General features: G+C 68.2%; 12 protein-coding genes. 5 read left to right on the top strand and 7 right to left on the bottom strand.

Annotated elements, in window-relative coordinates:
* Positions 1-96: 96 nt before the first annotated feature.
* Together BM417_RS14345 and BM417_RS14340 are read left to right on the top strand one after the other, a co-directional pair.
* The gene (locus BM417_RS14345; protein WP_093592899.1) at positions 97-1539 is read left to right on the top strand and encodes a neutral zinc metallopeptidase; all 1443 of its coding nucleotides are present in this window, start codon (positions 97-99) and stop codon (positions 1537-1539) included.
* Positions 1540-1571: 32 nt separating this feature from the next.
* Positions 1572-2366 carry a helix-turn-helix domain-containing GNAT family N-acetyltransferase gene (locus BM417_RS14340; protein ID WP_245821912.1) on the top strand — a complete coding sequence of 265 codons (795 nt, stop codon included), beginning with the start codon at positions 1572-1574 and terminating at the stop codon, positions 2364-2366.
* A 476-nt stretch (positions 2367-2842) separates the two neighbouring features.
* Here the strand turns inward: BM417_RS14340 and BM417_RS14335 are convergent, their stop codons facing one another.
* From BM417_RS14335 to BM417_RS14320, 4 genes are read right to left on the bottom strand one after another with little or no spacing between them, the layout of a single operon-like run.
* A complete protein-coding gene (locus BM417_RS14335) occupies positions 2843-3817 on the bottom strand; it encodes a tetratricopeptide repeat protein (RefSeq protein ID WP_218164467.1) in 975 nt (324 codons plus the stop codon).
* Positions 3814-4638: an SCO6745 family protein gene (locus BM417_RS14330; protein ID WP_093593747.1), complete on the bottom strand. Its 825-nt coding sequence runs from the start codon at positions 4636-4638 to the stop codon at positions 3814-3816. The genes BM417_RS14335 and BM417_RS14330 overlap by 4 nt, the downstream gene beginning before the upstream one ends.
* 10 nt (positions 4639-4648) lie before the next feature.
* Positions 4649-6436, bottom strand: coding sequence for a WD40/YVTN/BNR-like repeat-containing protein (locus BM417_RS14325; RefSeq protein WP_093592890.1), 1788 nt, complete (start codon positions 6434-6436; stop codon positions 4649-4651).
* Positions 6437-6491: 55 nt separating this feature from the next.
* Positions 6492-6797 carry an MTH1187 family thiamine-binding protein gene (locus BM417_RS14320; RefSeq protein WP_093593744.1) on the bottom strand — a complete coding sequence of 102 codons (306 nt, stop codon included), beginning with the start codon at positions 6795-6797 and terminating at the stop codon, positions 6492-6494.
* Positions 6798-6848: 51 nt separating this feature from the next.
* Between BM417_RS14320 and BM417_RS14315 the strand changes: the two genes are divergently transcribed.
* The 3 genes from BM417_RS14315 to BM417_RS48655 are packed head-to-tail and all read left to right on the top strand — an operon-like array spanning position 6849 to position 9465.
* On the top strand, positions 6849-7346 hold the full coding sequence (locus BM417_RS14315; protein WP_093592887.1) for a MarR family winged helix-turn-helix transcriptional regulator: 498 nt from the start codon (positions 6849-6851) through the stop codon (positions 7344-7346).
* Between the two features lie 32 nt (positions 7347-7378).
* The gene (locus BM417_RS14310; protein ID WP_218164466.1) at positions 7379-8425 is read left to right on the top strand and encodes a phosphotransferase family protein; all 1047 of its coding nucleotides are present in this window, start codon (positions 7379-7381) and stop codon (positions 8423-8425) included.
* A complete protein-coding gene (locus tag BM417_RS48655; RefSeq protein WP_218164465.1) occupies positions 8422-9465 on the top strand; it encodes a phosphotransferase in 1044 nt (347 codons plus the stop codon). The genes BM417_RS14310 and BM417_RS48655 overlap by 4 nt, the downstream gene beginning before the upstream one ends.
* Here BM417_RS48655 and BM417_RS14300 read toward each other — a convergent pair.
* From BM417_RS14300 to BM417_RS14290, 3 genes are all read right to left on the bottom strand, one after another.
* A complete protein-coding gene (locus BM417_RS14300; protein WP_093592884.1) occupies positions 9437-9760 on the bottom strand; it encodes a DUF3817 domain-containing protein in 324 nt (107 codons plus the stop codon). The two genes, BM417_RS48655 and BM417_RS14300, sit on opposite strands and share 29 nt — an antisense overlap.
* A 129-nt stretch (positions 9761-9889) precedes the next feature.
* Positions 9890-10933, bottom strand: coding sequence for an ABC transporter permease (locus BM417_RS14295; RefSeq protein WP_245821911.1), 1044 nt, complete (start codon positions 10931-10933; stop codon positions 9890-9892).
* Positions 10930-11841 (bottom strand): ABC transporter ATP-binding protein, encoded by a 912-nt coding sequence (locus tag BM417_RS14290; protein WP_093592881.1) that lies wholly within the window; start codon positions 11839-11841, stop codon positions 10930-10932. The genes BM417_RS14295 and BM417_RS14290 overlap by 4 nt, the downstream gene beginning before the upstream one ends.
* Between the last annotated feature and the right edge of the window lie 6 nt (positions 11842-11847).

The raw sequence follows: 11847 nt of genomic DNA, 5'->3' as shown, positions 1-11847 counted from the left end.
CAGTCTTGGAATCACCCCAGGGGGTGAGAGAGTTTCACGTTTGGCCGCAGGGTCCTCGCCGAACAGCCCACAACGCGCTTAGTAGGGTCTGACCTCATGGGATTCGGACGAATCGCCGTCGCGCTGGCCGTGACCGCAGCCTTGACCGCGTGCGCTTCCGTGGTCGAGGGCGAACCGAAGGGCGAGCGCCCCGACCCGTCCAAGGTCGCGGGCCTGGAGATCTCCAACGGCCCGTCCGGCCCCAAGGCAGGTGTGCCCGACGCGGACCTGAGCGTGGAGAACGGCGACGGCGGCGAGATGGACCGCCTCGCGATCAACACCCTCGCCGACGTGCAGGAGTTCTGGAAGGGCGAGTTCCCGAACTCGTTCCCCGGCAAGACCTTCGAGCCGGTGAAGCGCGTGATCTCCTACGACTCCAACGGCAAGGGCGTCGAGGTCTGCAAGCTCAACACCACCGGCATAGCGAACGCGTTCTACTGCGCCCTCGACGACAGCATCACCTGGGACCGCGGCGAACTCCTCCCGATGCTCAAGGACTCGTTCGGCCCGATGGCCGTCGTGACGGTCCTCGCGCACGAGATGGGCCACGCCGTCCAGTACAAGCTCGGCCCGGCCTCCAACATCGGTGCCAACACCCCGTCGATCGTCAAGGAGCAGCAGGCCGACTGCTACACCGGCGTCTTCATGCGCTGGATCGCCGAGAACAAGTCGAAGCACTTCGAACTCTCCACCGGCGAGGGCCTCAACCAGGTCCTGCAGACGATGTTCTTCATCCGCGACAGCGCCGGCACGTCGTTCGAGAAGCAGGGCGCCCACGGCAGCGCGTTCGACCGAGTCTCGGCCTTCCAGTTCGGCTTCACCCGAGGCGCGGCCCGCTGCGCCGAGATCAACGAGGCCGAGATCGCCAAGCGCATCACCGAACGCCCCTTCGACCTCTCCGACACCGACCAGGGCCAGGGCCGCGGCAACGCCAAGATCGACGAGGACAAGTACCTCAGGGCCCTCGAAGAGTCCCTCCGCGACGCCTACAAGACGAGCGGCGCGGCCTTCCCGGCCTTCGACAAGGCCGGCATCAAGCCCTGCGCGGACGCCCAGACCACGTCCCCGGCCTCCTACTGCCCGGCCGTCAACCAACTCCAGCTCGACCTCCCGTCACTGGTGAAGATCGGCACACCCCCGAAGAGGGGCTCGAAGGGCGGAATCGGCGACTTCGCGGCGTTCGCCGTCATCGCCTCCCGCTTCTCCCTCTCCATCCAGCACGCCACAGGCTTCAAGCTGGACGACGACGCGGCAGGCCAGCGCACCGCCTGCCTGACAGGAGCCTGGGCAGGCCTGACGAACCGCCCGGACGCGGCAGCGGGCCTGCGCCTGTCCCCAGGAGACCTAGACGAGGCGGTGGCAGAACTCCTGGCCGACGACAGCCTCATCGCAGCGGACGTGAACGGCAAAGCCGTCCCCTCGGGCTTCGCCCGAGTGGAAGCGTTCGGCGACGGCTTCTTCCGAGGCCTCTCGTTCTGCGTCAAAAAGTATTCAGTTTGATTCTTCCATCGACCACCGTCGATACTTGCCCGGTGCTAACCGATGAAGCCACGACCTACGCCTCATGGTTCTCGACGCTGTCCGACCCGACCCGAGTCCGCCTGCTCCACCACGTGGCCTCAGCCTCGGTTCCAGTCACCGTCGGCGAACTGACCACCCTGCTGGGCGTGAGCCAGTCCACCTGCTCACACCACGTCCGCAAACTGGCAGAGGTCGGCTTCCTCCACGTCCAGCGCGAAGGCACAACCACCCTCGTCACAGTCAACCCGGCCTGCTGCACGGGCCTCCCCCAGGCAGCGGACGCGGTCATGGGCACCCTGCCCACAGGCACGGTCCGCCCCATGCCAGGCGTGACCATCCGCCCCATGACCACAGCCGACTGGTCAGACGTCCGCCGCATCTACGGCGAAGGCATAGCCTCAGGCAACGCGACGTTCGAAACCGAAGTCCCGTCCCGCAGAACCCTGGAATCCAAGTGGCTACCAGACCACCGCTGGATAGCCGAGGTGGACGGCACAATCGCAGGCTGGGCAGCAGCCACCCCGGTATCGGCACGCGAGTGCTACGCGGGCGTGGTGGAAACCTCGATCTACGTGGCCGACGCCTCCCAGGGCAAGGGCGTGGGCAAAACCCTGCTGCACCACCAGGTCACGTCAGCAGACGCAGACGACCTCTGGACCCTCCAAGCAGTGATCTTCCCGGAGAACCGAGCAAGCATCGCCCTGCACCACAAAGCAGGCTTCCGAACAGTGGGCGTACGAGAACGAATCGCCAAACACCACGACGAATGGCGAGACACAGTCCTTTTGGAACGAAGGCGCCCATAACAACGCCCACTCACCAGCGAAGCCGAAGGCGAGCCGTCTTTACCGAACGGGCCAGGCGGTGGGTCCCGTCACGAGTCGCGCCACAGCTCTTGCTGCATGCAAGGAGGGGTGTCAAGCGGACACGCTTTTCGTCCGCTTGACACCCCTCCTTGCATGTGGCCCGCTCTTGGTGCGGCTCGTGACGGGACACACCGCCAACGCAACCCTCAAAGCAACGCGCAGCCGCCCAACCCAACAGGCGTGCCATCAACCCACCCACGGCGCCCTCCCCCGATCAGATTGCCGGGGGTCTGGGGGCAGAGCCCCCAGAGGGAAGCACGCAACCGCAAGCCGGCCGCCCGCAAGGTGACCACCCCGCAAAGCCGCAGGCCCACAAGCCAGGGAACGCACGAAACCGGCGAAACCCAACGCTAACGCAGGCGTCCCCCCGATCCGGGAACCCCTACAACTCAACCTACTCAGCAGGTCCGACAAGATCAGTACAACGCAGAAGCCAAATTCCGCCGAGCCGCAGCAACCCGAGCATCATCAGCGGGGAACAACTCGAACAACCCGACCAAATGCGACCGAACCCGATCCCGATCGTCCCCATAAACCCGCCGAACAGTCGCAACAAGCCGAGAAAACGCCTCGTCGACCATCTGCCCGGCAACCTCGGCATCAGCAGCGGCCAACTGAGCGTCGACATCCTCAGGCGCGGAATCAGCCTTCCCGATCACCGCAGGATCAACAGCCTCAGCCCGCTCAGCGAACCGAGCCTGGGCAAGCCCTTCCTTGGCCAGCTCATTGCCAGGCTCAGAAGCGAGAATCTCCGAGTAATACCCCTGAGCGGCAACATAGTCGCCACGCTCAAAGGCTTCCTCAGCCGCAACGATCCGAGGATCCTCGACAACGTCCTCTTCAGCGACAACAGGAGACCCAGCCCGAGCCTCCCCAGCCCGAATCCCAGGAAGCCGCTCTCGCAAGGCATCCAGCAACCGGGCAATCCACTGCGACAACTCAGCGTCGGCAATGGGCCCGGCAAATGCGTCAATGGGCTGACCAGCGGCAACGGCGACAGTCGTGGGCACGGACTGCACCCCGAACGCCTGCCCGATCCGAGGCGACGACTCCAGATCAACGCGGGCAAGAATCCAGGACCCACCGGAAGCCGAGGCGAACCGGGTCAAGGACGCGGCCAGCTGCTGCGACTCAGGACTGTAGGAAGCACCCAGCAGCACCACGACGGGCACCTGCAGGGACTGCTCGACCACGGCCTGGAAAGAGGCCTCGGTGACGTCCACGATCCACGGCACAGAGCCGTTGTCGGGCGCGGAAGCACCAGCGGGAGCAGCCGGCGTGGCGGCGGCGGTGCGGGCGGCGTCGGCGCGGGCCTTCAGGGCGCCCAGATCGACGGCGCCCGAGAGCGCGGCGGACAGTGCGGCGGTCTTGCGAGGATCAGGCCTTGTCACGTGTTCCATCCTGGCACGGCTAGTTCCCGGACCGGGTCCAGGGCCATCGGGTTGACGCGCATCGCCTCGTTGGCTGAGGCGATGCGTAGAGCTAGCGGTGTCATCAGGTCGATGAACCGCGACGTACCAACTGCACCCAGCGCTTCCCACGGAGCTAGAGCGGCCATATCAGTGGCACGTTCCACCGAAGGAAGGTCGCCGGGCATTCCCTCCACTGCTTCCCATTCTTCGACAGTCCAACCACGCGCGGTGCGCATGTATGCCGGATCGAGGGAATGCTCACGCGCATAGAGCGCAAGCGCTTGGCGCGGTCCCACGCCGGCGGCCACCAGCGCGGCGACATGACCATCACCGCGTGCTTCGCGCAGGATCGTGCAGGCGTGCCACAGCTCCAGGTGAGGCTCGACGGGCCACGGCAACGCACGGTTCGCCGCGGCCAACGGACGCCCGGCGAGAGGCGCCGCCAGAGCCGCGACACGAGCCAGCGAGGCCGCCTCGGCGATTTCGGGCGTGTCCACCGAGCCCAGCAGACGACGCAACGCACCGTCCGCGCCTGCCAGCCGAACCCTCAGGTACTCGGACGGTGAGGCGACCGCCCACGCGTCCGGCAGCGCACGGGAGACCATGCGCGGCGCGAAGTTGTAGAAGACCGCCGTCACCAGCTCCGGCGACGCGGCGCCCAGAGGTGCGGCGCGCATGCCGAAGTAGCCCATCCATCCGCCCTTGCAACCCAGCGCGTCGGTCGCCGCGCGGGATTCGGGCGTGAAGTACGTGACGTCGTGGTAGGGCTCGAACCTCAACCACAGTTGTCTCGCGTCCACGCCCGACACGCTAACCCAGCGAACGCCGGTGCACGGATCCGCTCACCGTGCCGGCGTAGAGCGTTCGGCCATCCGAGGAGACGAGCAACGCCTCCACGCCACGCTCCACCTCCGGGCCCCCGAACACGCTCCACGAACGGCCACCGTCCAGCGACCGCAACACCCCTTTGCTGGAACCGGAGAACGCGATCGAGCCGAGGTAGAGCACGCCATCGGGCCCCATGGCGACCGCCGACAACTGCTCGGCCGACACGTCACGCACCTCGGAGAACGACACCCCGTCGAACGACACGAACACCGAGTTCTGCCCGACCGCCACCACGTGCTGCGGATCGCGCGGGTCTACGAGCACCGAGTTCATCCGTCCCGGCAGCACCTGCTTCACCGTCACCCCGGCATCGGTCGACCGGTACAGCCCACCGGCGTCCGCGAGCCAGACACCCGAAGCGTCAGCCGCGACCGTCCGAATCCCGCGCAACGCGCCATGCACCCGCTGCACGAACGACAGCCCGCCGTCGAAGGACACGTAGAACGCGTTGACCAGGTACGCGCCCAGATAGACCTGGGAACCCGGTCCGAACACCAGCGAACGCGTGTTGCCCGGCACCGTCGCGGTCGTCACCCACGTCCGCCCCTCGTCCAGCGACCGCTCGACGAAGATCGTGTCCAACGACCCTCGATAGGCGTTGCGGCCGCGCAGCAGCACCCCGTCCCGAGCCGCCAGCGCCCCGATCCGGTTGCCCACCGCGTGAGGCGCGGATCCGTCGAAGTCCCACTCCTGCGTCACGACCGGCAGATCGGTCCGGTACGAGCCCTGCATCGTCCCGGCCACGAGCGAACGCCCGGCCACCGCGAGCGACAGCACGTGCGCACCCGGCACCCCGACCCGCTTGAAGTGCTCGTGGTCAGCCGTCGCGTAAACGCCGCCGCTCCCGTAGACCCACTGCCACTCGGGCTGGTCGGCGAAGCTGCCGATCTCCGTGTAGACGTCGACCCGCTCCACCGCGTCGGTCCGCTTCCAGGACGCCCCGAGGTCCGAGCTGATGAAGTGCCCGTCCAGCGTCTGCACCTGAATCCAGCCGTTGGCCGTGATCCCGCCATACAAGATCCACGACGCCGTCCACGGCCCTGTGACCACACGCCAGGAAGCCCCACGGTCCAACGACAGGTGCACGCCACCGCTGAACTTCCGCGCCACCACGACGTCGCCCAACGAGGTGATCTTGTCCGCCGGCACGCTCGTGGCAGTCCACCGCCCAGACCTCAACACGTGCACAACGCCACCGGCTGCCACAACGACATCAGCCCCGACGACCTGCACGTCCTCAGCGTCGACAGGCGAGCCGGGCAGCAACGACCACCCAAGCCCGCCAACGCCGCGATAAACCCCCTCGGCCGAAGCCGCGTACGAGAAGCCACCGCCGAACGCCACGTCCTGCACCTCGGAAGGCGTCCGCAGAGCGACCGAGAAAGTCCCGGCACCGTCCACAGAGCGCAGCACGGCGCCCGCACCGCCACCGCCTTCGTACCCGGCCACGAGCACGGTGTCCGGCCGCGACGGATCGGCCGCCACCGCGGCACCGCGCATCTCCGGGAACAGCCGTCCCTGCCGCCAGCTGCGGCCCCGGTCGCCGGACCGGAACACCTGCTGGCCCGCGCCCGGCAACACGTAGGCGACGTTCCCGGCGAACGCCAGATATCCGCCCGCGCCGTTCGGACCGATGTTGTCCCACCTGGTGGACGGCCCGGCATGAGCTGTTGGAGCGATCGCCAGCACCACGGCCAGCAGGGTGATCACGAATCTCACGAGACACGCCTCCGCTCGACTCCCAACGGTCGGCGGCGGACCCGAATCATGGCGTGTCGGCGAGGTGCTCCTCAACCCGTTCGACCTTGGCCCTGAGCTGACCGGTGTAGCCGGGCCGGATGTCCGCCTTGAGCACGAGAGACACGCGCGAGGCACTGGCCTGCACGGCTTCCGTCGCGCGCTTGACCACGTCCATCACCTCGTCCCACTCCCCCTCGATCAGGGTGAACATCGCGTTCGTCTCGTTGGGCAGGCCGGACTCCCGCACGACCCGGATCGCCTCGGCGACTGCCTTCGCGACACCTCCTGTCTCGTCCGAACCGGACGGAGCAACACTGAACGCGACAAGCACACGTGCCTCCTGGTGATCCACGGGTGGTACTGACTGGTAGCTTCGGTGCCCATGACACCGCTGCCGTTCGATCCGATCGCCCGCGCGGCCGAACTGTGGGACGACCGGGTGGGTTCCTCCACATCGATGGCCGCCGTCACGAGCGTCATGCGTGTCCAGCAAATCATCCAGTCCGCCGTGGACGCAGCCCTCAAGCCGCACGGACTCACGTTCGCGCGCTACGAGGCGTTGGTGCTGCTCTACTTCTCCCGCAAGGGCGCGCTGCCGATGCGGGTCATGGGCGAGCGCCTCCAGCTGCACCCGACGAGCGTGACCAACATCGTCGACCGGCTGGAGAGCGACGGCCTCGTGCGCCGCACGCCGCACCCGACCGACCGCCGCACGACGCTGGTCGAGATCACCGACGCGGGGCTGCAGCGCCGTGAGAGCGCGACCGCGGCCGTCGTCGACGTCAACCTGGGTCTCAAGGGCCTGACCGACCGGCAGACCGAGCAGCTCACGGACCTGCTCGCCAAGGTCCGCCGGGCCAGCGGCGACTTCGAGGACTGAAATCCGGTTGATCGTCCCGCGATGATGGTCGCGTGACGGAACGGTCGATCATCGCCCTGGTCAGCGGCCCCAGCGGGTTCGCGGGCCGGACCGGCGCGATCCCGGTCGAGTCACCGTGGTGGGCCGACACCGAACCCGTCAACGCGGCGCTGGAACGGTTGCTGGGCGTCCGGACGAGCGTGCTCAGACTGATCTCCGCCGAGGGCGGCGACCCACCCGGCGGCGGTCTGGTCACCTATCACGTCGAGGCGCACGGCGAACCTGACCGCACCCGTCTCCGCCCGGCGGAAGAGCCCGCCCCGGACGCTCCGCGCAGACTGCCGTGGGCCCGCCTGGGCGGACCGTCCGAACTCCTCGCGTGGGCCGACGAGCACGTCGAACGCACCGGCCCGGCCGTGCAGGTCAAGTCGTGGAACCTGTCGAGCGTGCACCGGCTCCCGACCGCGAACGGCTCCGCCTGGCTGAAGACCGTCCCGCCGTTCTTCGCCGACGAGGGCGCGGTGATCGAGATGGTCGCCGCGCACGACCCCGGCCTGGTGCCCGGACTGATCGCCTCGGCGCCGCTGCGAGTCCTGCTCGGTGAGGCTCCCGGCGAGGACTGCTGGAACACCAGGCCCGAGCACGTCGAGGAGATCGTGCCGCGCTGGGTCGCGGTGCAGCACGCGCTGGCGGGCGCGCCTCGGGTGCGGCCGTGCGTCGTGCCGATGCCGTCGTTCGGACTGCCGGACACGCTGGTGCACGGCGACTTCCACCCCGGCAACTGGTTCAGCGGTGGCGTGATCATCGACTGGTCCGACGTCGTCTGGGGCCATCCCGCACTGGACGCCGGCCGGCTCATCGGGTTCTGCCCGCCCGAACTGGGTGACCTGATCCGTCGCGTGTGGAGCGAGGCGTGGCTGCGGCACCGTCCGGACAGCCGCCCGCTCGACGCGCTCGACGCCGCCCGGCGCGCCTCGCACCTGCTGAACGCCGTGAAGTACCAGGAGTTCCTGGACAACATCGAGGACTCCGAGCGGATCTACCACGAGAACGACCCCGCGCACGAGCTCAGGACCGTCAGAGAACTGGTGACCACGTGACGGCACGGAAGATCATCGCCCTGGTCAGCGCGCCCGGAGGGTTCGCGGGCCGGACGGACGCGCTCCCGGTGCCCACCCGCGACTGGTACCACGTCGAACCGGTCAACGAGGTGCTCGAAGCACACCTGGGCGTCCGGACGAACGTGCTCAGGCTGATCTCGGCCGAGGGCGGCACCGTGCCGCAGGACGGCCTGGTCACCTACCACGTCGAGGCGTACGGCGAGCCCGACCGCACGAAGCTGCACCCGGCACAGGAGCCCGAGGCGGACGCGGAGTTCCTCGCACCGTACGCACGGTTGGGCGGCCCTTCCGAGCTGATCGCGTGGGCCGACACGCACGTCGAACGCACCGGCCCGTCCGTTCAGGTCCGCACGTGGAACCTCTCGACCGTGCACCGGCTGCCCACCGCGAACGGCCCGGTGTGGCTGAAGGCCATTCCGTCGTTCTTCGCCGACGAGGGCGCGGTGATCGAGATGGTCGGCGCGCACGACCCGACGCTGGTCCCCACGCTGATCGCCTCGGCGCCGCACCGGATCCTGCTCGCCGACGCGCCGGGCGACAAGTGCTGGCCCGTCACGGCGGAGCAGGTCGAGTTGATCGTGCCGCGCTGGGTGGCCGTGCAGAACGCGCTGGCCGGCGCGGCGCGGCTGCGTCCGACCACCGTGCCGATGCCGTCGTTCGGGCTGCCGGACACGCTGACGCACGGCGACTTCCACCCCGGCAACTGGCGCCGCAGCGGCGAGGTCATCGACTGGTCCGACGCCGTGTGGGGCCATCCGGCGCTCGACGCGTGCCGGGCCATGGAGTACGCCGGGCCCGAACTGCACGACCACATCCGGAAGGTGTGGAGCGAGGCGTGGCTCGCGCACCGCCCGGACAGCCGTCCGCTCGAAGCGCTCGACGTCGCCCGCCGCGCGTCACACCTGCACAACGCGGTGAAGTACCAGGAGTTCCTGGACAACATCGAGGAGTCCGAGCGGATCTACCACGACGGCGACCCCGAGGTGGAGCTCAGAGCTGTTCGGCGGCTGGTTCGCTGAGGCGGCCGGTCTTCGAGGCCCAGCGCTCGAAGATCACCGTGCCGAACGGCGGGATGCTCGCGAACAGCGCGAGGACCGTCGTGCGCGCGTCCCACTTCAGCGGCGCGACGGCCATCAGCGTCACCAGCACGTAGCCGACGAAGATCAGGCCGTGGATCGGGCCGAAGACCTTGACGCCGATCTCGTTCTGCACGACGACGTACTTGAAGAACATCCCGAGCAGCAGGCCCGCCCAGGAGATGGCCTCGGCCAGGGCGAGGATGCGGAACCGTCCGACCACGCTGGAGAACGTCATGGTTCCCCATCATGAACCGTGACCGGCGGCACACGGCAACCACCCTGAGGGTTCGTGAGCGATTCGGCCGGACGACCGACTTGAAGGCGAACCCTCCGCCGCGCCGGAGGCGCGGCAATCCAACACTGTCTATTCCTCCCATTTGAAGACGCGGGAGGCCACGAATCCGACGACGAGCGAGAAGCCGACGAGGATCGCCGCCGGCATCGCCAAAGCCTCGATCCCCTTGCCCCGCACCAGCACGTCGAGCATGCCGTCGTTCATGTGCCGCAACGGGAAGATCTTCGAGACGGTCTGCAGCCACGCGGGCGCCTGGTCGACGGGAAAGAACGTGCCGGACAGGAACGCCATCGGCAGCACCACGATGTTCGCGGCCGCCGACGCCGCTTCCTCGGTCTTGGCGAACGCGCCGACCAGCATGCCGAGCGCGAAGAACGCGACGGTTCCCAGCAGCAGCAACGGAATCGCCAGCCACCACTGCCCGGAGAGCTTCAGCCCGAACACCGGCAGTGACGCGATGCCGATGAAGGTCACGCCCTGCACCAGCGCGACGCCGGCGCTGACCAGGATCCGCGAGGACAGCACGGAACCCGTTGAGACGGGTGCCAGCCGGATGCGCCGCAGCACCTGCTTGCGGCGCCACGACACGAGGGTCAGCGCCGAGCCGAACACCGCCGACACCGCCACACCCCACGACAGGATGCCCGGCGTCAGGTACTGGATCGGCTTCAGCGAGGCGTCCTCGACCTTCTCCGCGGCGAACGTGAAGGTCGGCGGCTGACCGGTCGCGGCGAGGTTCGCCTTGTCCACGAACCCGTTGATGATGCCGAGCACGGTCGCGGACTTGACCTGGTCGCTCTGCGCGAACCGCACGTCGAGCTGTTGCCCGCGGACGATCAGCGCGGCGGGCAGGTCGCCGTCCTTCACCTTCTGCACGGCGGAGCTCTCGTCGTTGTACGGCTCCAGTTCCAGCGCACCGCTGTCGCGCAGCGCGGACACGATCGGGCCGTCGCCGACCACCGCGATCCGCGTCTTGTCCGCACCGACGTCGCGCAGGATCAGGCCGAAGATGACGAGGAACATCAACGGGAACAAGAAGGTGAAGAACAACGTCACCTTGTCCCGCAGGAATCCCTTGAGCATCGCCACCGAGAGCGTCTTGAACGCGTTCACGCGCGGTACTCCCGACCGGTCAGGTTGAGGAAAACATCTTCGAGGGTGGCCGTGCGGACCTGAAGGCCGTCGAGCGCGCCGCGTTCGGCCAGCGCCGACAGCACGGGAGCCGGGCGGCGCGTGGAGAGCGTCAGCGACACCTCGTCCTCGTGCGCCTCGTCGACACCTTCGAGAGCGGAAGCGTCCACAACGGACAGAACGCCCTTCTGGAGCGTCACGTGGGTCGGCGCGTCGAGACCGCGCACCAGCACGGCCGGCGGGTCGAGCGCGAGGATCCTGCCGGTGTCCATGATGGCCACGCGGTCGCAGAGGATCTCGGCCTCGTCCAGGTAGTGCGTGGTGTAGACGATGGTCTTGCCGCGTTCCTGGATGGCGCGCAGCACGTCCCAGAGGTTGCGGCGGGCCTGCGGGTCGAGCGCCGCGGTCGGTTCGTCGAGGAACACGATGTCCGGGTCGTGCACCAGCGCGCACGCGATCGAGAGCCGTTGGCGCTGACCTCCGGAGAGTTTGTTCTCCTGCTCGTTCGCCTTGTCCGCGAGGCCGACCAGCTCCAGCATGTCCGCGGCCGTGCCGTGACTCACGCCGTAGAGCGAGCCGAACGTCTGCAGCTGCTCCTTGGCCGTCAGCTTGTCGAAGAACGACGTCGCCTGGAGCTGAACACCGATGCGCGGCAACAACTTCACGTTGCGTGGCCACGGGCTCTCGCCGAGCAGCCGCACCTCACCGCTGTCGGGCTTGCGCAGCCCCTCGACGATCTCCAGCGTGGTGGTCTTCCCGGCGCCGTTGGGCCCCAGGATGCCGAAGAACTCGCCTTCGGCCACGGTGAACGAGACCCCGTCCACCGCCTTCAGCTCGCCGTAGCTCTTGCGGATGTCCCGCACCACGACCGCCGACCGTTCCTCCGTCATGGACGA

It is taken from the genome of Lentzea waywayandensis, from assembly GCF_900115955.1.
Lineage (GTDB): Bacteria > Actinomycetota > Actinomycetes > Mycobacteriales > Pseudonocardiaceae > Lentzea > Lentzea waywayandensis.
The sequence above is the reverse complement of the archived record's forward strand: the minus strand, read 5'-3'. Positions and strand labels throughout refer to the sequence as shown.

Coding starts and splice junctions, on each gene's coding strand:
- BM417_RS14300 (WP_093592884.1), bottom strand. CDS start 9,760: ATGACGTTCTCCAGCGTGGTCGGACGGTTCCGCATCCTCGCCCTGGCC.
- BM417_RS14315 (WP_093592887.1), top strand. CDS start 6,849: ATGACACCGCTGCCGTTCGATCCGATCGCCCGCGCGGCCGAACTGTGG.
- BM417_RS14290 (WP_093592881.1), bottom strand. CDS start 11,841: ATGACGGAGGAACGGTCGGCGGTCGTGGTGCGGGACATCCGCAAGAGC.
- BM417_RS14345 (WP_093592899.1), top strand. CDS start 97: ATGGGATTCGGACGAATCGCCGTCGCGCTGGCCGTGACCGCAGCCTTG.